Here is a 21,922-nt window from a genome sequence, read left to right as displayed (position 1 = left end):
GGGCTCGTCAGGACGGGGTGAGGGTGATCACCACGGGCGGCTCCTCCCGCTCGGGCTCCTCCCGCGGCTCGACCGGCTTCTTCTTCGCCGAGCACTGGACGGTGCAGCGCGGGGTCTCACCGACCCGGGCGCGCAGGGCCAGCGTCTCCTCGCGCGGGGAGAGGGTGCGGTTGCCCGACAGCCAGGAGTCGAGGTAGCTCCACGGGTTCACCATGCCGCGGCGCACCCACCAGTAGCGCGACCCGGTCTTCCACGAGATCGCGAAGTAGAGGTTGGGGCCGGTGCTGCGGGCGTTGCCGGACGTCCCCACCCGGCCGAGAAGCTGCCCGCCGCCGACGCGCACCCCGGGCCTGATGCCGTCGGCGACCGAGTCGAGGTGCCCGCCCAGATAGCGCACCCCGTCGTCACCGATGATCGTGACGAACCTGCCCTCGCGGTCGGGACCCGCGTCGGTGGACGGCAGCCACCTGTTGGCGGTGTTGACCTCGTCCACCACGCCGCTGACGGGCGCCACGAACGCGCACCCCTTGCCGGCCCAGATCGTCGTCTTGGGCAGCACCAGCAGCCTGCGCTGGTAGCTCACCCGGCAGCCCTGCACCGGGAACGTGTAGGTGTGGGCCGACAGCTTCGGCGGCGGCACCTTGACCGGCTTGCCGCCCTCCGGCGCCTCGATCCTCCCGGAGGGCGTCGTGTCGGACTCGGCCTGCCCCGACGGGCCCCGCTCCGGGATCGTCGCGGTGACGACGGGCGTGGCCCCGGTCGGCGAGACGGCCGGCGGGGCGGTCACCGGCGACTCGGCGCTGACCCCCGCGACGCCGGCCTGCTGCGAGCAGGCGCCGGCCAGCAGAAGCGCGCACGCCACGGCAGCCCGTCGTCCCCAAGGCCCCGATCGCATGATCTCCACCCGTGTCACCGTATCCACCGCAGGCTTTACCTTTGTAGCCGACCGGGCAACAGGCTGGATACGTTTTCCCGGTTTCCCGGCCCTACGGGTGATATCACCCTTTCCTGCGGGGGCGGCGGCCGCCGGGTGGGGAGTGTCGGTCCGCCGCAATAGACTCACGGCGTGGCTGGCCGCATCCGTGACGTCGACATCGCGCTCGTACGCGAGCGATCCCCCATCGCCGAGGTCATCGGCGAGCACATCCAGCTGCGCAACGCCGGCGGCGGAAACCTCAAGGGCCTGTGCCCCTTCCACGACGAGAAGAGCCCGTCCTTCAACGTCACGCCCGAGCGGGGGATGTACTTCTGCTTCGGCTGCTCCGAAGGCGGCGACGTGATCACGTTCGTCGAGAAGATCGAGCACCTGTCGTTCTCCGAGGCCGTCGAGCGGCTGGCGCAGCGGGCGGGCATCCAGCTCCAGTACGAGCAGGGCGGCTACGTCCCGCGCCGTGACCACGGCGAGCGCGCCCGGCTGATCGAGGCGCACCGGCTCGCCGCCGAGTTCTACGCCGACCGGCTCATGAAGCCCGAGGCGGCCGCCGGCCGCCGGTTCCTGTCCGAGCGGGGCTTCGAGCGGGCTGACGCCGAGGCGTTCGGGGTGGGCTACGCGCCGGCCGAGTGGGAGGCGCTGGCCCGCCACCTCATGGGGCGCGGGTTCACCGCCGATGAGCTGGTCAAGGGCGGGCTGGCCCGGGAGGGCCGGCGGGGGCCGATCGACCGGTTCCGCGGGCGGCTGATCTGGCCGATCCGCGACGCCACCGGCGACGTGATCGGGTTCGGGGCGCGCAAGCTGCTCGACTCCGACGACGGCCCCAAATACCTCAACACGCCGGATTCGCCGCTCTACAAGAAGAGCCAGGTCCTCTACGGCATCGACCTGGCCAAGCGGGAGATCTCCCGGCGCTCCCAGGCGGTGATCGTCGAGGGCTACACCGACGTGATGGCCTGCCATCTGGCGGGCGTGCCGACGGCGGTGGCGACCTGCGGCACCTCGTTCGGCGAGGAGCACATCAAGATCCTGCGGCGCTTCCTGCTCGACCAGGCCGAGTTCCGCGGCGAGGTGATCTTCACCTTCGACGGCGACGCGGCCGGTCAGAAGGCGGCGCTGCGGGCCTTCGCCGACGAGCAGAAGTTCGTCACCCAGACCTACGTGGCGGTGCAGGCCGACGGGCTCGACCCGTGCGACCTGCGCATCAAGCAGGGCGACGCGGCCGTGCGTGACCTCGTCGCGAGCCGCGAGCCGCTGTTCCAGTTCGCCATCCGCAGCACCATCAACCGCTACGACCTGCGCAGCAACGAAGGCAAGATCGCGGCGCTCGACGCGGCGGCGCCGATCGTGGCCGGCATCAAGGACGCCGGCCTGCGCAAGCGCTACGCCATCGACCTCGACCGGTGGCTCGGGTTCATGGACGAACGGTTCGTCATGCAGCGCATCGCCGACGTGGCGCGCGCCCAGCACGGCAAGCCGCAGCGTGCCCCCCGGGCGGCCCCGGTCGATCCCCACGTGCGGGTCGAGGGGGAGCTGCTCAAGCTCGCCGTGCAGCGGCCGGCGCTCCTCGGGCCCCGCTTCGACGCGCTCGATCAGCAGGCGTTCACCGCGCCCGACCACCAGACGCTGCACACGGTGATCGCGGCGGCGGGCGGCACGGCGTCGGCCGGGCACGGCGGCCGCGAGTGGATCGACCGGCTGCTGGAGCACGCGCACGACGAGGCGACACGGGTGCTGGTGACACGGTTCGCGGTGGAGGCGATCCAGGCCGAGTCGCACGTCGAGGAGCGCTACGGAGCCGCCATGCTCGCCGCGATCGAGGCCGTCGCGGTCGACCGCGCCATCGCCCAGATCAAGTCGCGGCTGCAGCGGCTCAACCCGGTGGAGGAGCCGCAGGAGCACCGCCGGCTGTTCGGCGAGCTGCTGGGGCTGGAGCAGCAGCGCAAGGTGCTGCGCGAACGCGCCGCCGGCAGCTGACCGCGCCGTCCGCCGGCCCGCTGGGCGTGCTGCGCGATCCGGCCCTGGCCTTCCCGCAGGTGGTCGGCGGCGCATTCCTCGCACCGGTGGTGGTGGCGCGGCGGCTGCTCGGCAAGGCGCAGCGGCTGTCGTGACACCCGCATCCGCGCCATTTCGGCGGCGGGACGGCGCTCCCGTCCGGAAGCCGCGGTGGAATGTTATTCGCGTCCGTCATGGACGGACTTCGCGGCCGGCCGTAGCGCGGTATCCGGGCAGGCGGCGGCCCGCGTCCGGCCCCTGATCGACCGGGTGCGCCGTCGCACCAGCGAATCCACATCGCGTAATGGACTTTACTTTCCTGATCAAACTCCGGCTAAACCTATAAGGGATCTCAATTCGGTAAGGGCGCGGCCTTACCTTCGGTGACAAAAATGGGTCTGCCATTTTATGGAAGCAATACTGCAGACTGTCTCCCGTGGGTGCATCGGTGCTGCCAAGCGGGCCGCCTTCTGTCGATCAGGTGGCGGACCTCGTCGCGAAGGGAAGGGAGCGCGGAAGCGTCACCGTCGATGACGTCGCAGCCGCGCTTGACCGATCCGAGCTGCCGTCCGACGCGCTGGAACGCGTCGTGCGGATGCTCGCCGAGAACGGTGTGGAGGTCCTCGAGCCGCAGGGCGACGAGGAGACCACCCGCGCCGACGAAGAGGACGTGGGCAAGCGGGCGCCGACCAGCGATCTGGTCCGCATCTACCTGCGGGAGATCGGCAGGGTTCCGCTGCTGACGGCCGAGGAGGAGGTGGAGCTCGCCAAGTCGATCGAGGCCGGCCTGTTCGCCGAGGACAAGCTGGCCAACGGGGTCTCACGCCTGGCCTTTCCGGAGTTCAGGGAGCTCGTCTGGCAGGGCGCCAGGGCCAAGCAGCGTCTCATCGAGGCCAACCTGCGGCTCGTGGTGTCGATCGCCAAACGCTACGTGGGCCGCGGGATGCTCTTCCTGGATCTCATCCAGGAGGGCAACCTCGGTCTCATCCGCGCGGTCGAGAAGTTCGACTACACCAAGGGCTACAAGTTCTCCACCTACGCCACCTGGTGGATCCGCCAGGCCATCACCAGGGCGATAGCCGACCAGGCCCGCACCATCCGCATCCCGGTGCACATGGTGGAGACGATCAACAAGCTGGTCCGCGTGCAACGCCAGCTCCACCAGGACCTCGGCCGCGAACCCATCCCCGAGGAGATCGCCAAGGAGATGGACCTGCCGGTCGACCGGGTCGTGGAGATCCAGCGCATCGCCCAGGAGCCGGTGTCCCTGCAGTCGCCGATCGGCGAGGAGGACTCCGACCTCGGTGACTTCATCGAGGACGCCGACGCCGTCGTGCCCATGGAGGCGGCGGCGTTCATCATGCTGCAGGACCAGCTCGACGACATCCTGGCGACGCTGTCCGACCGCGAGCAGCGCATCATCCAGCTCCGGTTCGGGCTGGCGGACGGGCATCCCCGCACGCTGGAGGAGGTGGGCAGGGAGTTCGGCGTCACCAGGGAGCGCATCAGGCAGATCGAGTCGAAGACCCTGGCCAAGCTCCGCCACCCGACGCGGGCGCAGATGCTGCGCGACTACCTCGACTGAGCCGCTCCGCCGTACGACACACGGGCCCGGGAACCCCCGGGCCCGTCGTGCTTCCCGGGCCCGTGAGCTCCCGGGCCCGTCGCGCCTGCCGCGGCGGCCACGCTGTCGCGCGTCAGGAACAACCCTCGAACTGGGGCACCGCGACCGTCGACAGGTCCAGCCCCGACCTGCCGAACCACCGTCCGAGCAGCCGGGCGGCGGTGCCGTCCTGGTACATGGAGGTGATCGCCCGGTTGACCGCCTCGCAGCCCTCGATGTCGCCCTTGCGCATGCCGACCCCGGTCCGCTGCTCGTTGAACCGGGCGTTCGTCAGGCGCAGCCCGGAGCCGTCCTGGATGGCGAGCCCGGCCAGGATGACGTCGTTGGTGGTGATGGCGTCCAGCCGGCCGGCCTTCAGCGCGGCCACGCATGCCGCGTAGTCGCGCACCGGCACCACCTCGGCCGCCACGCCGCGCTCCTCCACGACCCGCTGGGCGGCGTTCGCGCCCTGCACCTCGCAGATGCGCCGGCCCTTCAGGTCGCGTACCCCCCGGATCGCCGTCTCGTCCGGCCGCACCAGGATGTCCTGGTAGGAGACGTGGTACGGCCCGGCGAACAGCACCCGCTGCTTGCGGTCCATGCTGATCGTGTACGTGGCCACCACCAGGTCGGCCCGGCCGGAGGTGACGACTCGCTCGCGCTCGGCCGCGTACACCGGCACGAACGTGGCCTTCTTGCCGAGCCGGCCCGCGATGTAGCGGCCGACGTCCACGTCGAAGCCCTCCAGCGTCCCGTCGGGCCGGCGGTATCCGATCGAGGGCAGGTCGGGCCGCACCGCGATGACGATCTCGTCGAGGTCCACGACCGACTCGGGCCGGTCGCCCGCGCACCCCGCGCCGGCCAGCGCCACCAGGGACAGCGCCGCCGCGAGCAGACGTCTCACCTGTACTCCTTGAGCCGGGGCCACACCCCCGCCGCGACCAGCAGGCCGAGCCCGCCGATGGCGAAGGGGAGCAGCCGCCACAGGATGTCGAGGCCGCGCTCGCCCGAGCCGATGGCCCGCTCGAAGGCGGCCTGGTGCCGCTGCGACAGCGCCAGCAGCGTCCGGTCGTAGGCGTCGAAGGCCTCCCGCACCGGCCCCAGCCGGGCGGCGACGGCCTCGCGGTGACGGCCGTCGCGCACGAGCGCCCGGAAGGTCGTGTCGGCCTCCTGGAACGTGCGGTAGGCCGCCACGACGCGCTGCCCGTCCGCCCCGGCCGCCTGGACCCCCATGAGGCCGAGGAAGTCCGTGGCGCCCTCGGCGACCTTGGCGTGATAGCCGCCGAGGTTGCCGGCCGGCAGGTAGAACACCGTCTGGGACTTGTCGAGGAAGGTGTGCTCGTAGGTGTCGGCCCGCTCCTTGTCCAGCAGGTAGCGGCTCTGGTCGCCCTGCATGCTGTTGCTGATGGCGCGCGCCCTGGCCACGGTCAGCACCGGGTCGAAGCCCTCCCTCTTGCCGGTGTGCAGGTCGGCCTGCGCCCGCCCGAGGGCGCCCGCCCCGCCGACCACGGCGGCGACGGTCACCGCGGCCGCGGCCAGCAGCGCCGGCGCGACCAGCCGGCGGAACCGCCGCGCCAGGTACAGCTGCAGCAGGGCCAGGCACGCCAGGGCCGCCAGCCCGGTGACGATCACGGCCGCGCGCAGGAGCGGCACGGTCGCGCTGTTGTCGTCGTGGGTGGCGCGCACGATCGTGCCGCTCTCCAGGGTCAGGTTGTACGCCTGCGGCAGCAGGACCCGCCGCATCAGGTCGGTCGCCTGCCGGTAGAGCCCGACGACCTCCGCGGGCGGCGGACCGGCGGCGTGGCCGGACCGCGCGTCGAGCAGCAAGGCCTGCCCGGCCAGTTGCTCGTAGCGGCCGAGGCCGTCGAGCACCGACTGGATGGTCCGCCGCTCGGCCCGGTCGTCGCCGGACAGCTCGAACGCCTTCAGCAGCGCCGCGTTGGCCTCCGAACGCCGCTGCTCGTAGCGGGCCACGGCGGCCCGGCGGCGTTCGGCGTACTCCTCGCCCATCAGCAGCGCGTCGGCGACCTGCGCGTCCATGTCGCTCAGCCCGAAGTACAGCCCGGCGGTGGCGACGACCTGCGGGCCGGCGTCACGGCCGATGACGCGCAGCCCGTCGCCCGCCGAGCCGGCGCCCACGGCCAGCGCGGCGAACAGCAGCGCGAGGGCGGTCACCGTGGCGCCGGTCAGGGCCAGGACGCGGCCGGGCACGCCGCTCCGCCCCGACCGGCTCGGGCGCGCGGGGGACGGCGCGAGCCGCGCGTCGGCGAGCTGCGCGGGCGTCAGCGGGTGCGACGCCGGGACGGCCGCCTGCCCCGGCACCTGCCCCGGCGCCTGCGCGGTCACCTGCCCGGTCGCCTGCCCGGTCGCCTGCCCGGGCCCGTGCCCGGGTCCATGGCCGGGCGCCCGCACGGGCGGGCCGGTCACGGCGTGCCCTGCCGGATGGTGATGACCGTCCACGCGCCGAGGTGGATGCGGTCACCCGCGCCGACGGGTACGGGCACGTTGACCGTGACGGGCTTGCCGTTGACCCGCGTGCCGTTGGCGGAGCCCGGATCGACCAGCGACCAGGAGTCGTCCCCGTGGGCGAGCAGCACGGCGTGCAGGTGCGAGACGCCCGGGTCCTCCGGCGGGCCGGACAGGTCGATCTCCGGGTCCGACCCGCGGGTCCTGCTGCGCCGGCCGATCCGCACCTGCTCGCCGGTGAGCGCGAACGAACGCTGCGGGCAGTAGGGCGGGAAGGCGACGGCATGGGCGTCGGGGCCGCCCTGCGCGATGACCTCGTCGTAGTAGGCCCGGTCGGCGGCGGTGACCGCCTCCCAGCGGGCACCGGTCACCGCCACCCGCGCCGGCGCGGTGCCGGTGTAGTCGTGCCCGCACACCTCGCAGAACTGCCCGGCGCGCGGCGTCCGGCAGACGGGGCACTCCTCGCCGGGCGGCTCCGCCCGGCCGGCCGGCCCTGGAGCCGGGACCGGCGCGGCGGCACCCGTCGCGGATCCGGCGGCAGCGTCCATGGCGGGGCCCACGGCGGCGCCCATCTGGGCGCCGCACACGTCGCAGTAGTCGTCGGCGCCCGACGCGTGGCCCTGGGGGCAGGTCGCCATCAGCCGCCCACCCCGCCCTGGCGCAGCCGGCTGGTGCGGACCGATCCGGTGTCGAGCTCGATCTCGTCCGCCTTGTCCACGTTGGGACGCAGCCGGGCCGTGCCGCTGCGCGGATCCACCTCGACCACCTTGTCCAGCAGCCGCGCGGTATCGGCGCGCCCCGACTCGGCGGCGAGCTGCCTGGCCCGGGCCAGCCGGGCCGTCGCCACGTCCACCGCGCCGGCGGCGCGGGCGCTCAGCCCCTCCTGGATCAGCTCGTGCAGCTCCGCCTGCCCGGTGTAGTGGGCGACCTTGCCGTTGATGCGCGTCGACTGGGCCAGGTCGTCGGTCCACTGGGCGAGCACGTTGCCGCTGGCGAGGACCTCCTGGGTGTCGGGGCGCACCAGCTTCACCCAGCCGGCCCGGATCTCGCTGCCGATCCGGCCGGGCGGCACCTCGACGCACAGGTGGTACTCGCGCTCCTCGGCGCCCCACGAGCCGGTCGGGTAGTCGCCGGTCAGCGGGTTGACGTCGGTGCGCTTGCCGGTCAGGTCGATGAGGGTGGGGGAGACCTGCTTGACGAAGGCGAGTCTCGCGGTCTGCGGCACCCAGATCCGCATCGCCAGTTCGGCCACGGTCTTGCTCATCGAGGTCTGGGTGATCCGGCGGAAGAACTCGGCCAGGTCGCCCTGGTCGCGGACGAAGTCGAACGTGCCGAGCAGCGCTTCGGCCACCTTGCGCAGCTCGGCCGGAGCCCAGTCGGAGCCCACTCCGAGGCTGTCGCAGACGAACCTGCCCGAACAGCGGGCCAGCGCGCCGGCGAACCGTTCGGGGCCCTCGTTGTTCTGCCCGTCGGTCATCAGGATGGCGTGCCTGATGGCGTCGGGGTGCGCCGAAAGGAGGCGGTCGGCGAGCAGCAGCCACTCGCCGATCGAGGTGCCGCCGTTGGCGGACAGCCGGGCGATGGCGTCCTTGGCCTCCTTGCGGGTGGCGGGGGTGGCGCGTACGAGGGTCTGCCCGCGCGGGTAGACCACCCTGGCCTTGTCGGTGCCGGAGAGCACCGCGAAGTGCACGCCGTCGCGCAGCGCCTCCACGGCGGTGGACGCCGCCTGCCGGGCCTCGCGGATCTTGCCGCCGCTCATGGAGCCCGACGTGTCCACGATGATCACCTCGGCGGCCTCGGCCGGGGCGGTCGTCGTGGTGGTGACGGCGCCGGTCGAGGAGATGGTGAGGATGGCGTGCACCTCGCGGCCGTCGAGGGGGAGGTACTTGTTCTGGTCGATGTGGAGCGTGAACGTGGGCTGGTCACCCATGCTGTCCTCCTAGGGGGATCAGGACGATGGTCACGTTGTCGTGGCCGCCCGAGTCGAGGGCGTGGCGCAGCAGCTCGCGGGACAGGTCGAGCGGGGTGCGGCCGGGCGGGAAGGCGTAGCCGTCCAGGTAGCGCCACAGCCCGTCGGTGCACACCAGCAGCAGGCCGGGCCCGTCCGCGGCGAACTCCCGCAGATGGGGTTCGACGCCGGCCGCGTCGGCGCCGAGCCAGGCGGTGATCTCGCCGGTCGGCACCACGTGGTCCTCGGTCAACGGGACGCACCCGGCGGCCCCGCCGGGAGTGGTCCCGTCGGCAGTGGTCCCGCCGGGAGGGGGGCCGTCAGGAGCGGCGCCGCCAGGGGTGGAACCGCCGGGCAGCCAGTAGGCGCGGCTGTCGCCCGCCCAGGCGATGCTCACCCGGTCGCCGGTGACCACCGCCGACACGTACGTACAGGCGGGAGCGTCGTCCGGCGAGGTCGCCAGCTCGGCCACGGCCCGGCCCGCCAGCTCGAACGCCTCGGCCTGCCCGAGGCCGCCGGCCAGCGCGTCGGCAGCGGTCCGCGCCGCCAGGGCCGACGCCTCGTCGGCGCGCGGCGAGCTGCCCACCCCGTCGCACACCACGGCGACGGTGTCCGCGCCGCGGGCGAGCAGCGCCATGGCGTCCTCGTTGCGGGCCCGGCGCAGACCCTTGTGGGTGATCCCGGCCGCGCCGCCGTCCAGCACCGTCTCGGCCTCGTCGCGGGCCGTGGGCTGGCGCACGCCGCACCGCTCGCAGTAGCCCTCGGCGTCCACGGCCGGCGCGTCGCAGGCCGCGCACCGGGGCGCGTGCAGCGGGTGGCCGCACGCCTCGCAGAAGGAGTCGCCGTCCAGCACCGGCGCCTCGCACACGGGGCAGCTCATACCCACGTCCACGGCCGCACGGCGTTGGCCCGGTCGACGAGCTCGCGCCGTTCCCGCCGGGACTCGGCGCCGGCCGCGAGCCGGCGGTAGATCTCCTCCAGGCGACGGCGGACGGCGGGCACGGTGAAGTCGGCGCCCGCCACCCGCACGCCCTGCGGGGGGCCGCTCATGGAATCCAGCCAGGTGAGCGCCGCTCGCAGCACCTCGGCGGTCATCGCGTCGCGGCGGCGCGGGTCGAGGTCGGCCAGATGGTCCAGCCGATCGGCGGCGGCCGACAGCTCCGCGGGCGTCACCGCGCCCGGCCGGGCACGCAGGCCGGGCCGCAGCTCCGGCCGGGCGACGGACGCCACCGCCGCGAGCTGCGCGGCGACCCAGTGGCTGGAGCTGGCCGGCACCTCGTCGAGCGCCTCCGCCCGGCCCGCCCTGGCCAGCCCGAACGCGGCGCTGACGAAGGCACGGTCGACCCGCCACACGCGCTCGTACCAGTGGACCGGGTCCTGGCGCTCCGACTCCAGCGCGAAGGCGAGCCCGAGCTTGGGGGCGCACTCGCCGGGCAGCAGGCTCACGCAGCGGTCGAACAGGGTGACCGCCTCGCCGGTCAGGCCCCGCGCCAGCGCGTGCACCGCCTCGTACCAGGTCACCCGCCAGTCGCCCGGCAGCGCCCGGCGGGCCTCGTCGACGGCCTGCCCGGCCTCCGGCAGGGCCTGCTCGGCCAGCAGCCTCGCCCGGGTGAGCAGCGTCTCCGGGGTGGTCGGCATCGCCGTCACCTGGGCGACGAGCTGCGCCGGATCGCGGCCCACCAGGCCCGCCAGCGCTCCCGCCGCCGGGTCGGCCGGGTCGGCGAGCGGCACCGGCAGCGCCGCCGCCGCGGCGCGCGGGTCGAGCGCGTCGAACACCTTGGCGGGGTCCTCGCTCAGCGCCGCCCCGGCGGCGATCCGCTCGGGGCCGAACAGCGCCGACGGAGCCGGGTACGGCACGCCGTCGGCCAGCGCGCTCACCTCGCGCAGCACGCCGACGAGTTGCGCCTCCATCTCCTCGGCGCTCTGGAACCGGTCGGCCGGGTCGGCGGCGGTGGCGCGGCGCAGCAGCCGGGTGAACGACGTGTCGCCGCAGTCGTCCGGCAGCGGCATCTCGACGCCGTTCCTGGCCGGGCTGAACCCCGGCACGGCCAGCACGGCGAGCGTCCTGCCCACGGTGTAGAGGTCGGAGGTCACCGACGACGGCCGGCTGTCCAGCTCGGGCGCGTGGTATCCGGGAGTGGCCCAGCCGGAGCCGGGCGGCGAGCCGATGCGCTGGACCGCGCCCAGGTCGATGAGCTTGAGCCGCCTGCCGACCCTGATCACGTTGGCCGGCTTGAGGTCGCAGTAGACCAGGCCCTGCTCGTGCAGGTAGGCGAAGGCGCGCAGGATCTCCCGGCCGTACATGAGGACCTCACGCAGCGGCAGCGTCCCCTGGCGGCGCAGCTCGTGCAGCGACTGGCCGCCCACGTACTCCATGACGATGTAGCCGAGCCCGGCCGACCGCTGGAAGTTGAAGATCTTGACGATGTTCGGGTGGTCGACCGTGGTGAGGAACCTGCGCTCGGCCTCCGCCGCCGCGAGCGCTTCCGCGTCGGCGGTGTTGAGCAGGCCCTTGAGCACCACCCAGCGGCCGTCGAGGTTCTCGTCGGCGGCCAGGTAGATCCAGCCCAGCCCGCCGTGCGCCAGGCAGCCCAGCACCCGGTACTGCCCGGCCACCAGGTCGTTCCCGGCCAGCTTGGGGGTGAAGGAGAACGGGGTGCGGCAGTGGGGGCAGAACCCGTCGGTCAGTCCCGGCCGGCCCTGCCTCGACCGGCCGATGGGCTGCTCGCACGCCGGGTTGGAGCAGAAGCGTTTGTCCTCCGGCACCTCGGGGTCGGCCAGGACGGCGCTCTGCGGGTCGCGGTACGGCACCGACGGCAGGTCGGCCAGCTCGGCGAGCACCCCGGCCCGCGACCGGCCGCTGCTCGCCGGGCCCGTCACCGGCCTGCCTGTCGAGGGGCTCGTCGCCGGCCCGCCGATCGAGGGGCCCGTCGCCGGACCGCCGGTCGAAGGTCCGCCGTTCCCGGAGACGGGTCCCGCCGGCGGCATGTGGCCCGGATGCGGCGCATGACCTGTCTGTGGCGTCTGGGCCGGGGGCTGCGCGGGGGCGGCGGCGTGGCCGCACAGGTCGCAGTAGCCCTCCTCGATGGTCCCGGTGCAGCCGGGCTGACGGCACGTGCTCATCGGCCACCTCCGTGGATAGCGCGCTGGTAGAGCTCGACGGCCTCGGCCGCCCTCGTCAGGTCGCAGGGGGCGCTCCACAGCAGCAGCCGCGCCCGCTCGTACAGGCCGGCCGCCACCGGGTCCTCCGCCCTGCCCTTGCGCACCGCCATCGCCTGGCAGGCGCCGAGCCGGCCGCGCAGCTCGTCGCGCCGGCCGACGAGGCCGTACAGGGCCTTCGCCGTCGTCCGCGCCCGGTTCTCGGCGTCCCGCGTCGCGCCCTCCAGCGCCGACAACCGGACCGCCCGCGACAGCCAGCCGTCGGCCGCGACGTCGAGCGCGTCGAGCATGCCGGCCAGCTCCCCGGCCGCGCTCCGCGGCGCGGCGCTCGGCGGCAGGGAGATCTTCACCACGACGGCGCCGTGCGCCAGCCGGGCCTCGCTCTCGGCCGCGCGCACCCGGTCGAGCGCGGCCAGGAGATCCTCGCGGCGCCTGCCGTACTCGTCCCTGGCCCGCAGCGCCCGCTCCAGGTCGGCGCGGCGGTCGTCGAGGACCCGGGTGACGCGCGCCAGCTCGCCGTCCGCGCCGGCGGCCCCCAGGGGATCGGCGACGACGGCGGCGCGCAGGTCGCGGAGCTCGTCCGCGGGCGAGGTGAGGTCGATCGTCTCGCCGAGCCGGTCGCGCAGGCCGGTGACCGTGCGCAGGAGCGCGTCGGCGGCGTCGAGGCGGGGCAGCAGCGCGGACCAGACGGCATCGACCTCCGACAGGGCGCCGGTCACCTCGCGGAAGGCGGCGTCCATGCGCAGCACGGCCTCGTCCAAGGTGAGCCGCGCGTCGGACTCGGGTAACAGGGAGCGCTGCTCGACGGGCCTGACCGCGGTCGGCAGCACCACCGAGGGGCCGGTGAGCAGCGCGGTCAGCTCGGCGAGCCGGTCGGCGCCCGGCCGGCCGCGTAACGCCCTGGTCCGCTCGGCGTCGCGCAGGACGGCCAGATAGGCGTCGTGCAGCACCCACAGCCGGGACAGGGCCGCCTTCGCGTGCGCCCAGCGCTGCCGGGTGGCCCCGCTCAGGGTGGCGTCCTTGAGCACCTGGAAGGTGGTGTGCGACTCCAGGTCGAGCAGGTCGCCGGAGATGCGGTCGCGCTCGGCGGCGCGCGCCCGGAGCGCGTGGTCGACACCCTCCCGGCTCATGGGTGGTCCCAGGCTCATCACGCTCCCCGTGAAGAGGGCCCCCGATGCCCCGTTTCTACCCGCTCAACGGCAGGCCCGGCGGGTTGGTTCCGACGGGGGCAGGGAGATCCCTGACGTAACCCTGATTCAACCCCAGGACGCCTGCAATCGGCTTGAATCACCGCCTACCGTCATGGACATGGGACGCATTCTTCTGATCATCGCGGCGGTCGTCGCCGCGCTCTTCCTGCTCGGCCCTCTCGTCGGGCTCGCTCTCACCCTGCTGAAGTGGGGGCTCATCATCGGCGCGGTCGCCGTCGGCGCCCTGTTCATCGCGAAGTGGGTGAAGAGGACATAGCGCCAGAACGCCTCGCGGCGCATAGTGGGTGAATGGAGGCGCGGCCCGCGGTCGACGACGCCGCGCTCGGGCACGAGGCACTGTCGGTGCTCGAGGCGAACTGGACGGGCTCGGCCACCGTGCCCGCCCCCGGCCTGTACCCGCACCAGTGGAGCTGGGACTCCGCCTTCGTCGCGATGGGCCTGGCCCGGCACCGCCCCGACCGCGCGCGCACCGAACTGCTGAGCCTCCTCGGCGGGCAGTGGGCCACCGGCATGCTGCCGCACATCGTCTTCCACACCCCGGAGGCGTACTTCCCCGGGCCGTCGGTCTGGCGCTCCGGCGAGCACCGGGCGGCGCCCCGGGTGCCCACCTCCGGCCTGACCGCGCCGCCGCTGCACGGCCTCGCCGTGTGGTGGATCCACCGCCACACCGGCGACACCGGGTTCGTCCGGCGCGCCTACCCGGCCCTGGTCGCCCAGCACCGCTACCTCGCCACCGCCCGTGACCTCGGCGGGCACGGCCTGGCGGCGATCGTCCACCCGTGGGAGTCGGGCATGGACGACAGCCCTGCCTGGGACCCGCCGCTCGCCGCTCTGCCCGAGGTCAGATACGGCTACCACAACGTCGAGCTGGCCGAACGCCACCCCGACAGCGATCACGACCGCTACGTCTGGCTCGCCCTGCGCTACCGCAACGCCGGTTACCGGCCCGAGTACCTGCGCGACGAGCACCCCTTCGCCGTCGAGTGCCCGCTGTTCAACGGGATCTGGCTGGCCTCCTGCCACGCGCTCGCCGAGCTGGCCCCGGTCGCCGGCGCCGACCCCGTCCCGCACCTCGAGCAGGCCGGCCGCATCCGCCGGGCGCTGCTGGACCGGCTGTGGGACGGCTGCTTCTACGCCCGTGACCTGCGGGCCGGCCGGCTCATCCCGGTCGGCACGGTCGGCGCCTTCGGCCCGCTGCTCGATCCCGGCCTGCCGGCCGACCGGGTCGCCGCCACCGTCGAGGTGCTGGAATCGGCCAGGTTCATGGGCGCGACCGGATACCCCGTGCCGAGCTGCGAGATCCGCGCCGCCCAGTTCGACCGCACCCGCTACTGGCGGGGACCCTCCTGGGTGAACACCAACTGGCTGCTGCGCCGGGCCGCAGCCGTGCACGGCCTGCGGACGCTGCGCGACCAGCTCACCGGCTGCACGCTGCGGCTGGTGCGCCAGGCCGGCTTCCGTGAGTGCTTCGACCCCTTCGACGGCAGCGGCCGGGGCTGCCGGGACTTCTCGTGGAGTGCCGCGCTCACCCTCGACCTGCTCGCCGATACCGTGGAGTCATGAGCTTCCTGCGCCGCCTGCCCGCCGACGTCCGCAAGTCCCTGGCCACCGAGCGGGGGGAGCGGGTGCTGGCGTTCGCCGGTGCCGACGGCGGTTACGTGGTGGCCACCACCCTGGCGCTGTTCCTGTCCGACGGGACGCGGGTGCCGTACGAGACGATCGACAAGGCCACGTGGGACGAGGAGGGGCTGCGCCTGATCACCACGGACGGCGAGCGGCGTCGCGAGCGGGTGCCCGAGCCGCGGCTGCTGCCCGAGACGGTGCGCGAGCGCGTCAACTCCACGATCGTGGTCAACAAGCACGTCGTCCTGCCCGGCCGCGGCGGGGTGCGGCTCGTCGCCCGGCGCAGGCCGGGGGGCGAGGTGCTCGGCTGGACGCTCGTCTTCGACGACGGCCTCGACCCCACCGACGCCGGGCTGCGCGCGCTCGCCGAACAGGCCCTCGAAGGAGTCCGGCGGAGCATGGGCGTGTGATGCCCGTCATGGACCCATGCCCCGCCGGTCCGGCCGCGAGACCGTCAGTAGGGGATGCCGGTCTCGTCGGCCCTCTTCTGGCCCAGACCCGCCTGTCCGGGCCGATCCGTCGCCGTCTCGTCCGGCCAGCCGGTGCCCGAGTCGGGGTGGCGCTCCTGGCCGTGCAGGAACGGGATCCGCTGTTGCAGCGTGTCTCCCACCCGGTGCCTGGCCATGTCGGCCACCTTCGACACCTGCGCGTTCACCACGCCCGCGGTCTGCTGGAACCTCGGGTTGTCGGCGACACGCTGGGCCGTCTTCTTGATCTGTTCGTAGCGTTCGCGGCCGGCCTTGCTGCCCAGCACGTATCCGACAGCCAGTCCGATCGCGAATGTCATCCGATATCGCATCTTCCACCTCCGCTGTCTCCGCACTACCCCGCTGACGATGCGACACGCACTCCGGGAGTGCGCTAATCTAGTCCTGCGCCGAACGGGAAGGCCCGCAAGCCCGGCCCGGACGGCGCAGATGTTCGATCCCGCGTAGCTCAACGGCAGAGCAGCCGGCTGTTAACCGGCAGGTTATAGGTTCGAGTCCTATCGCGGGAGCAACAACGTAAAGGCCCCGCACCGGATCCGGTGCGGGGCCTTTCGCGTGGGACGCGTCCGGGTGGCCGGCGGGGTCCCGAGGTGGCGGAAGGCGGGCGGCCGTTCGCGCGGGCAGGGCGGGCGCCCGGGGCCGATCCGGTGCGGAGGGGCTCGACGCGCGGCGATGGGCCGGGGCGGGTTACGTCGCTTCTGTGCGTGGTTTTCACACCTTGTAACTGTAAGGTCACGCAATCAGGGATGTGGCGGGACAGGAAGCGGATCGCGAGCGAAGATGGAGGGCGTCGTGCCGGCCCGGCCGGTGCGGCAGCCGCGGGCATGCCGAGGGTGGCGAGGAGAGGGCGCCGCCGGCAGGAGGGTGCCGCCGGCCCGGAACCGGTGGGACGCTCCGCGATCGAAAGTGGCGGTTTCTGCGTGCGTACCTGGATCAGGTCCCTGCGTCCCTTCGACTCCATCGCCGTGCAGACGCTCATCGAGCGCACCATCGACATCCGTGAGGCCGAGCGCTTCATCAGGTTGTTCCACGAGGAGAACCCCTCCGCCGGCGACCCGAACGCCCGGCTGCGGGAGGTCGCCCGCGACGTCTCGCGCTTCGGCACCTACGTCCACACCTTCGACGAGCTCCAGTTCGGCGCGCGGGTCGCCTGGCGCAACAGCAACCGGTGCATCGGGCGGCTTTACTGGCGCTCGCTCAAGGTGCGCGACCTGCGGCAGGTGAGCGGCGCCGAGGGCGTGGCCGTCGAGTGCGTGAACCACCTGCGCGAGGCGACGAACGGCGGCCGGATCCGGCCCACGATCACCGTCTTCGCCCCCGACGCGCCCGGCCGCCCCGCCCCCAGGGTGCTGAACGAGCAGCTCATCCGCTACGCCGGGTACCGCGGCAGCGACGGGTCGGTCGTCGGCGACCCCCGCTACGCGGACTTCACGGACATGGCGCGGGCCCTCGGCTGGCGGGGCGGCCGGGGCGGCCGGTTCGACGTGCTCCCCCTGGTGGTCCGCTCCGGCGGCGCGCAGGGCGGCGCCGCGGCCGAGCCGCTGCTGTGCACGCTGCCCGGCGACGCCGTGCTGGAGGTGCCGCTGGCGCATCCGCACTACCCGTGGTTCGAGGAGCTGGGGCTGCGCTGGCACGCCGTGCCGGCCATCTCCGACCTGTGCCTGGAGATCGGCGGGATCTGCTACCCGTGCGCGCCGTTCAACGGCTGGTACATGGGGGCGGAGATCGGCGCCCGCAACCTCGCCGACGCCGACCGCTACGACCAGCTCCCCGTGGTGGCCCGGCACCTCGGCCTCGACGTCTCGACCGAGCGGTCGCTGTGGCGCGACCACGCCCTGGTGGAGCTGAACGTGGCGGTGCTGCACTCGTTCGAGCGGGCGGGGGTCACGATGACCGACCACCACACCGAGGCCGCGCGCTTCCTCACCCACCTGGCGAAGGAGGAGAAGGCCGGCCGGGTGTGCCCGGCGGACTGGTCGTGGATCGTCCCGCCGATCTCGGGCGGGGTCACGCCCGTCTTCCACCGCTACTACGACAACCCGTTCCTCACGCCCGCCTTCGTCCGCCACAAGTGACCGCTTGCCGCCGTCGGCCAGAACATGGTTCGGTTGGCCTATGGACGAACTCGTGCTCTCCTCGCTCGACCAGGGCGTGCTGACGTTGACCTTCAATCGCCCCGACCGGCTCAACGCCTGGACGGACGCGCTGGGGCGGCGTTACTTCGACCTGCTGGAGGAGGCCGGCAAGGACCCGGGCGTGCGGGCCGTGGTGGTGACGGGGGCGGGCAAGGGCTTCTGCGCCGGCGCCGACTTCGAGACGCTCGGCGCCATCCAGAGCGGCGCCTACGCCGAGGAGCCCGACCCGCGGCCCAACACCTTCCCGACCACGCTCGGCAAGCCGGTGGTCGCCGCGGTCAACGGCGCCTGCGCCGGGCTGGGCATGGTGCACGCGCTCGTCTGCGACCTGGTGTTCACCGCCGACGACGCCAAGTGGACCACCGCCTTCGCCCGGCGCGGCCTCATCGCGGAGTACGGCCTGTCGTGGGTGCTGCCCCGCCTCGTCGGGCAGCAGCGGGCGATGGACCTGCTGCTGTCGGGCCGGGTCTTCAGCGGGGCCGAGGCGTACGAGCTGGGACTGGTCAACCGGGCGGTGCCCGCCGACCGCCTGCTCGCCGAGGCCCAGGCGTACGCCCGGGAACTGGCGGCTCACAGCTCGCCCGCGTCCATGGCGGTGATCAAGCGGCAGGTGTGGCACGACTGGGAGGTGACGCTCGCCGAGTCGGCCAGGACCGCCATCGGCGAGATGCTCGCCTCGTTCGGCCGGCCCGACTTCGCCGAGGGCGTGGCGAGCTTCCTCGAACGCCGCCCGCCGCGCTTCCCGCCCCTCTGACCGCGCTCCTGCCTGGACCGCCGCGGCGGCACCCAGGCCGGGCACGGGCCGCACACGACCGGGCGCCCGGGGAAAACGGGTGGCACGGCGGGCGGCCGTTTCGGAAGAGTGGCCGGGATGAACCGCCAGCTGATCAGCCACCTCGCCCACGCAGACCATCCCGTGGCCGCCCCCATCACCGACGCGCACGTCGAGCGCCTGCTCAGGCGGGCGAACCTGGCACCGGGGGCCCGCATCCTCGACCTCGGCTGCGGGCAGGGCGAGTGGCTCATGCGGGCGCTGGCCCTCTACCCCGACGCGACCGCCGACGGGGTGGACCTCTCCGACGTCGCTCTCGACGCGGCTCGTGAGCAGGCCGAGCGCCGCGGGCTGTCGGGCCGCCTGCGGCTGCACCGGCTTCCCGCCGCCGAGTTCTCCTCCGCCGGTGTCGCCTCCGCCGGTGTCGCCTCCGCCGGTGTCTCCTCCGGCGGATCTTCCGCCGACCGGCTCTACGACCTGGTGCTGTGCGTGGGCGCCACCCACGCGTTCGGCGGGCTGGCCGCGACCCTGGACGCGGTGCGGCCGCACCTGGCCCCCTCGGGGCTGGCCCTGGTCGGGGAGGGTTTCTGGGAGAGCAACCCGACGCAGCAGGTGCTGGACAGGCTCGGGGCCGGACCGGACGACTTCGCCGACCTCGCGGGCACGGTGGAGCGGGCGGAGAAGGCCGGATACGCCACCCTCTACGCCCACACCAGCACCCGCGGCGAGTGGGACGACTACGAGTGGTCCTGGACCGGGACGCTCACCCGCTGGGCGCTCGACCACCCCGGCCCCGACGGCGACGCGGCGCTCGCGGCCGTCCATGACCACCGTGACATGTGGCTGCGCTGCTACCGCGACGTCCTGGGGTTCGTCACCCTTCTGCTCCGGCCCCTGCCCGGCGAAGCTCCGCAGCCGGGCGGGCGTCACGGCTGACCCCGGGGCCGCGGCGGCTCAGGAGGAGCCGAGCCGCCGCGCGCCGGGGCCGGGGACGGCGGGCAGGAAGCGCGGCGCCTTCCAGGAGCGCTCCGCGTAGGCCGCCGCGACCGAATCCTTGACGCTGTCGAGCCGGTCCTCGGCCACCAGAGCGATCGCCGAGCCGCCGAAGCCGCCGCCCGTCATCCGCGCGCCGCGGGCCCCGCCGCGCAGCGCCGCCTCCACGGCCACGTCCAGCTCCGGCGACGACACCTCGTACTGGTCGCGCAGGGACAGGTGCGAGGCGTTCAGCAGCGCGCCGATCTCGGTGATCGCGCCCGCGCGGAGCAGGCCGACGAGGGCCTCGACGCGGTGGTTCTCGGTGACGACGTGCATGGTGCGCCTGCGCTCGTCGCCCCGCAGCCGGTCGAGCGCGCCGGCCAGGTCGGTGACGTCGCGCAGCGCGGCCACGCCCAGCTTGCGGGCCGCCGACTCGCACTCGGCGCGGCGCTTGGCGTACTCGCCGCCCGCGTGCTCGTGGTGGACCTGGGTGTCGATGATGAGGATGCGCAGGCCATGGGCGGCCAGGTCGAGCGGGATGGTGCGCGAGCCGAGGGAGCGGCAGTCGAGGAACAGCGCCGTGCCCTCCTGGCACAGGGCGGAGGCGGCCTGGTCCATGATGCCGCACGGCATGCCGACGAAGTCGTTCTCGGCCCGCTGGGAGAGCAGGGCCACCTCCATCGGGCTCATGCCGAGGCCGTGCAGGTCGTTGAGCGCGCCGGCGACCGACACCTCGAGGGCGGCGCTGGAGCTCAGCCCGGCGCCCTGCGGCACGTCGCCGTCGACCACGATGTCGGCGCCGGGCACCTGGTCGCCCAGCATGGCGAACACGCCCACGACGTAGCGGGTCCAGCCTTCGGCGTCCTCGTGCCGGGCGATCGTGACGGGCTCGGCGGACGGCGACTGCAGGGACCTGAGGCGGATCGTCCGGTCGCCGCGCGGGCTGACCGCCGCCGTGACGCCCCACGGCACCGCGAACGGCAGGACGAAACCGTCGTTGTAGTCGGTGTGCTCGCCGATCAGGTTGACCCGGCCGGGCGCGTGCCAGACCGTCTCCGGGTCCGCGCCGAACGCCGTACGGAAAGCTTCAACAACGCCCATAACCCAACACTCCTCAACAAAGGCCCGTGCGTAGACTAGCGCGCGTGGAGGAGCTTCTGGTGCCTGGCCTCGGTTCGGTCCGGGTCTACGTCAAACACGACGACAACAAGGCGCGCAAGCTCGCCCACAACCTCGGCCATGCGCGCGTGCTCACCTTCGGCGGCGCCTACTCCGGTCACATCCGGGCGGTCGCCGCGGCCGGGGCGCGGCACGGGTTCGAGACGATCGGCGTGATCCGCGGTGAGGAGAGGCTGCCGCTCAACCCGTCGCTCGCCTACGCCGCCTCCCTCGGGATGACGCTCACCTACCTCGACCGGGCGGCCTACCGGCTCAAGCACACGCCCGACATGCAGGCGCGGTTGCGCGAGCGGTGGGGCGAGGTGACGATCCTGCCCGAGGGCGGCAGCAACGCCGCGGCCGTGCGCGGCTGCGCCGAGCTGCCCGCCGAGATCGCCGAGGACTACGACGTGATCTGCTGCCCCGTCGGCACCGGCGGCACGCTGGCCGGCATCTCGGCGGGGTTGCCGCCCGGCAGGCGGGCCATCGGGTTCGCGGTGCTGAAGGGGGCGGGTTTCCTCGCCGGAGAGGTGGCCCGGCTGCAGCGCGAGGCCTACGGGCGGGTGTGGGACAACTGGTCGATCGACCTCGACTACCACTTCGGCGGCTACGCCCGCTCGACCCCTGCCCTGGCCGCCTTCGCCGCCGAGCACGGGGTGGAGGAGGTGTACGTGGCGAAGATGCTGTACGGCCTGCTCGACCGGATCAGGCAGGGCGCCTTCCCCGCGGGCACCCGCGTCGTCGCCGTCGTCACCGGCCGGCCCTTCCCGCCGGTGGGTCAGCCCTCGACGCCCGTCGCCGAGTGCGGGGAGCCGACCGGTTTCGACTCGGGTGACCCCCGCTGGCGCAGGTAGATCGACAGCACCACCATCGACAGCACCGCCAGCAGCTCCGACTGCCAGTTCTGCAGCGACCGGTTCCAGAACTCCGGCGAGCCGAGGTAGCCGCCCCACGAGACGGGGTCCTGCAGGTCGGCCAGCCGGTCGGCGTTGAACTGGGCCAGGCCCGCCACCGACTGGGCCAGCCACGACCCGAGGAACACCGCGCCCATGACCAGGCCGAGGGAGTTGCTGTACAGCCACAGCCGGACTCCCTTCACCTTGGCCCAGGCAGGGGAGTCGGCCTGGGCGTACGGGCCGATGAGCTGCCGGCGGTCGGACTCGGCGCCCTCCTCGCCGGGCTCCTTGGACTCGGGCGAGCCCCGCTGCACCAGCCAGACCGTCAGCACGATGAACAGCAGGAACTGCAGGTACTCCGACTGCCAGTTCTCCGCCACGTCCACGGCGAAGTTGGAGGAGGTCACGTACTCCAGCACCGAGACCGGCTCCCCGCCGCTCACCAGCTGCTCGTCGTTGAACTGGAAGGTGCCCGCCACCGCCTGCCCGCCCAGCGCCAGCACGAACAGGACCAGGAACGTCAACGACAGGGCGTTGTCCTTGATCCGCCTCATCGGCGCCT

20 protein-coding genes and 1 tRNA gene are annotated in these 21,922 nt (G+C 73.6%); 10 read left to right on the top strand and 11 right to left on the bottom strand.

The window, feature by feature from the left end; genetic code table 11:
• Positions 1–7: 7 nt before the first annotated feature.
• On the bottom strand, positions 8–862 hold the full coding sequence (locus CXR44_RS03640; protein ID WP_245898799.1) for a M23 family metallopeptidase: 855 nt from the start codon (positions 860–862) through the stop codon (positions 8–10).
• Between the two features lie 204 nt (positions 863–1,066).
• Between CXR44_RS03640 and dnaG the strand changes: the two genes are divergently transcribed.
• Entirely contained in the window at positions 1,067–2,908 is a 1,842-nt protein-coding gene (dnaG, locus tag CXR44_RS03635; RefSeq protein ID WP_101783361.1) for a DNA primase, read from the top strand.
• 499 nt (positions 2,909–3,407) lie between these two features.
• A complete protein-coding gene (gene rpoD, locus CXR44_RS03630) occupies positions 3,408–4,511 on the top strand; it encodes an RNA polymerase sigma factor RpoD (protein ID WP_245898797.1) in 1,104 nt (367 codons plus the stop codon).
• Positions 4,512–4,623: 112 nt separating this feature from the next.
• On the opposite strand, the gene CXR44_RS03625 is transcribed toward rpoD, so the two are convergent.
• The 7 genes from CXR44_RS03625 to CXR44_RS03595 are packed head-to-tail and all read right to left on the bottom strand — an operon-like array spanning position 4,624 to position 13,232.
• Positions 4,624–5,433, bottom strand: coding sequence for a transporter substrate-binding domain-containing protein (locus CXR44_RS03625; RefSeq protein WP_101783359.1), 810 nt, complete (start codon positions 5,431–5,433; stop codon positions 4,624–4,626).
• Positions 5,430–6,956, bottom strand: coding sequence for a hypothetical protein (locus CXR44_RS03620; RefSeq protein WP_101783358.1), 1,527 nt, complete (start codon positions 6,954–6,956; stop codon positions 5,430–5,432). The genes CXR44_RS03625 and CXR44_RS03620 overlap by 4 nt, the downstream gene beginning before the upstream one ends.
• Positions 6,953–7,633 carry an FHA domain-containing protein gene (locus CXR44_RS03615; protein ID WP_101783357.1) on the bottom strand — a complete coding sequence of 227 codons (681 nt, stop codon included), beginning with the start codon at positions 7,631–7,633 and terminating at the stop codon, positions 6,953–6,955. The genes CXR44_RS03620 and CXR44_RS03615 overlap by 4 nt, the downstream gene beginning before the upstream one ends.
• On the bottom strand, positions 7,633–8,925 hold the full coding sequence (locus CXR44_RS03610; RefSeq protein WP_101783356.1) for a vWA domain-containing protein: 1,293 nt from the start codon (positions 8,923–8,925) through the stop codon (positions 7,633–7,635). Before CXR44_RS03610 ends, CXR44_RS03615 begins: the two co-directional genes overlap by 1 nt.
• Complete coding sequence (locus CXR44_RS03605; protein ID WP_101783355.1) at positions 8,918–9,823, bottom strand: PP2C family protein-serine/threonine phosphatase; 906 nt, start codon at positions 9,821–9,823, stop codon at positions 8,918–8,920. Before CXR44_RS03605 ends, CXR44_RS03610 begins: the two co-directional genes overlap by 8 nt.
• On the bottom strand, positions 9,820–12,066 hold the full coding sequence (locus tag CXR44_RS03600; protein WP_101783354.1) for a serine/threonine-protein kinase: 2,247 nt from the start codon (positions 12,064–12,066) through the stop codon (positions 9,820–9,822). The genes CXR44_RS03605 and CXR44_RS03600 overlap by 4 nt, the downstream gene beginning before the upstream one ends.
• Entirely contained in the window at positions 12,063–13,232 is a 1,170-nt protein-coding gene (locus tag CXR44_RS03595; protein WP_101783353.1) for a hypothetical protein, read from the bottom strand. The genes CXR44_RS03600 and CXR44_RS03595 overlap by 4 nt, the downstream gene beginning before the upstream one ends.
• 178 nt (positions 13,233–13,410) lie before the next feature.
• Between CXR44_RS03595 and CXR44_RS38765 the strand changes: the two genes are divergently transcribed.
• Genes CXR44_RS38765 through CXR44_RS03585 form a run of 3 tightly spaced genes read left to right on the top strand, consistent with a single transcriptional unit; the run spans position 13,411 to position 15,346 of the window.
• A complete protein-coding gene (locus tag CXR44_RS38765; RefSeq protein ID WP_144069845.1) occupies positions 13,411–13,569 on the top strand; it encodes a DUF4175 domain-containing protein in 159 nt (52 codons plus the stop codon).
• Positions 13,570–13,601: 32 nt separating this feature from the next.
• The gene (locus CXR44_RS03590) at positions 13,602–14,876 is read left to right on the top strand and encodes an amylo-alpha-1,6-glucosidase (RefSeq protein ID WP_101783352.1); all 1,275 of its coding nucleotides are present in this window, start codon (positions 13,602–13,604) and stop codon (positions 14,874–14,876) included.
• Positions 14,873–15,346, top strand: coding sequence for a hypothetical protein (locus tag CXR44_RS03585; protein ID WP_101783351.1), 474 nt, complete (start codon positions 14,873–14,875; stop codon positions 15,344–15,346). The genes CXR44_RS03590 and CXR44_RS03585 overlap by 4 nt, the downstream gene beginning before the upstream one ends.
• 44 nt (positions 15,347–15,390) lie before the next feature.
• Here CXR44_RS03585 and CXR44_RS40565 read toward each other — a convergent pair whose 3' ends face one another.
• Positions 15,391–15,735 (bottom strand): YtxH domain-containing protein, encoded by a 345-nt coding sequence (locus CXR44_RS40565; protein WP_101783350.1) that lies wholly within the window; start codon positions 15,733–15,735, stop codon positions 15,391–15,393.
• 126 nt (positions 15,736–15,861) lie between these two features.
• Here CXR44_RS40565 and CXR44_RS03575 point away from each other — a divergent pair.
• The 4 genes from CXR44_RS03575 to CXR44_RS03560 all read left to right on the top strand — a co-directional run bounded on the left by CXR44_RS03575 (position 15,862) and on the right by CXR44_RS03560 (position 19,267).
• Positions 15,862–15,933, top strand: a tRNA-Asn gene (locus CXR44_RS03575).
• 411 nt (positions 15,934–16,344) lie between these two features.
• A complete protein-coding gene (locus tag CXR44_RS03570; protein ID WP_245898796.1) occupies positions 16,345–17,499 on the top strand; it encodes a nitric oxide synthase oxygenase in 1,155 nt (384 codons plus the stop codon).
• Positions 17,500–17,539: 40 nt separating this feature from the next.
• Positions 17,540–18,313, top strand: a complete 774-nt coding sequence (locus CXR44_RS03565) for an enoyl-CoA hydratase-related protein (RefSeq protein WP_101783348.1) — start codon at positions 17,540–17,542, stop codon at positions 18,311–18,313.
• Positions 18,314–18,430: 117 nt separating this feature from the next.
• On the top strand, positions 18,431–19,267 hold the full coding sequence (locus tag CXR44_RS03560) for an SAM-dependent methyltransferase (RefSeq protein ID WP_101783521.1): 837 nt from the start codon (positions 18,431–18,433) through the stop codon (positions 19,265–19,267).
• A gap of 18 nt (positions 19,268–19,285) precedes the next feature.
• Here the strand turns inward: CXR44_RS03560 and galK are convergent, their stop codons facing one another.
• On the bottom strand, positions 19,286–20,407 hold the full coding sequence (galK, locus tag CXR44_RS03555) for a galactokinase (RefSeq protein ID WP_101783347.1): 1,122 nt from the start codon (positions 20,405–20,407) through the stop codon (positions 19,286–19,288).
• Positions 20,408–20,451: 44 nt separating this feature from the next.
• On the opposite strand from galK, the gene CXR44_RS03550 reads away from it, so the two are divergent.
• Positions 20,452–21,318 (top strand): 1-aminocyclopropane-1-carboxylate deaminase/D-cysteine desulfhydrase, encoded by an 867-nt coding sequence (locus CXR44_RS03550; RefSeq protein ID WP_101783346.1) that lies wholly within the window; start codon positions 20,452–20,454, stop codon positions 21,316–21,318.
• On the opposite strand, the gene CXR44_RS03545 is transcribed toward CXR44_RS03550, so the two are convergent.
• Positions 21,243–21,914, bottom strand: a complete 672-nt coding sequence (locus tag CXR44_RS03545) for a DUF6766 family protein (protein ID WP_101783345.1) — start codon at positions 21,912–21,914, stop codon at positions 21,243–21,245. The two genes, CXR44_RS03550 and CXR44_RS03545, sit on opposite strands and share 76 nt — an antisense overlap.
• Between the last annotated feature and the right edge of the window lie 8 nt (positions 21,915–21,922).

Source organism: Nonomuraea indica (assembly GCF_002850745.1).
Lineage (GTDB): Bacteria > Actinomycetota > Actinomycetes > Streptosporangiales > Streptosporangiaceae > Nonomuraea > Nonomuraea indica.
The sequence above is the reverse complement of the archived record's forward strand: the minus strand, read 5'-3'. Positions and strand labels throughout refer to the sequence as shown.

What these genes read in the sequence shown, in the direction of transcription:
- CXR44_RS03600 (WP_101783354.1), bottom strand. Translation starts at nt 12,066, where the DNA reads ATGAGCACGTGCCGTCAGCCCGGCTGCACCGGGACCATCGAGGAGGGC.
- CXR44_RS03590 (WP_101783352.1), top strand. Translation starts at nt 13,602, where the DNA reads ATGGAGGCGCGGCCCGCGGTCGACGACGCCGCGCTCGGGCACGAGGCA.
- CXR44_RS03565 (WP_101783348.1), top strand. Translation starts at nt 17,540, where the DNA reads ATGGACGAACTCGTGCTCTCCTCGCTCGACCAGGGCGTGCTGACGTTG.
- CXR44_RS03605 (WP_101783355.1), bottom strand. Translation starts at nt 9,823, where the DNA reads ATGAGCTGCCCCGTGTGCGAGGCGCCGGTGCTGGACGGCGACTCCTTC.
- CXR44_RS03585 (WP_101783351.1), top strand. Translation starts at nt 14,873, where the DNA reads ATGAGCTTCCTGCGCCGCCTGCCCGCCGACGTCCGCAAGTCCCTGGCC.
- CXR44_RS38765 (WP_144069845.1), top strand. Translation starts at nt 13,411, where the DNA reads ATGGGACGCATTCTTCTGATCATCGCGGCGGTCGTCGCCGCGCTCTTC.
- CXR44_RS40565 (WP_101783350.1), bottom strand. Translation starts at nt 15,735, where the DNA reads ATGCGATATCGGATGACATTCGCGATCGGACTGGCTGTCGGATACGTG.
- CXR44_RS03545 (WP_101783345.1), bottom strand. Translation starts at nt 21,914, where the DNA reads ATGAGGCGGATCAAGGACAACGCCCTGTCGTTGACGTTCCTGGTCCTG.
- galK (WP_101783347.1), bottom strand. Translation starts at nt 20,407, where the DNA reads ATGGGCGTTGTTGAAGCTTTCCGTACGGCGTTCGGCGCGGACCCGGAG.
- CXR44_RS03560 (WP_101783521.1), top strand. Translation starts at nt 18,431, where the DNA reads ATGAACCGCCAGCTGATCAGCCACCTCGCCCACGCAGACCATCCCGTG.
- CXR44_RS03610 (WP_101783356.1), bottom strand. Translation starts at nt 8,925, where the DNA reads ATGGGTGACCAGCCCACGTTCACGCTCCACATCGACCAGAACAAGTAC.
- CXR44_RS03615 (WP_101783357.1), bottom strand. Translation starts at nt 7,633, where the DNA reads ATGGCGACCTGCCCCCAGGGCCACGCGTCGGGCGCCGACGACTACTGC.
- CXR44_RS03595 (WP_101783353.1), bottom strand. Translation starts at nt 13,232, where the DNA reads ATGAGCCGGGAGGGTGTCGACCACGCGCTCCGGGCGCGCGCCGCCGAG.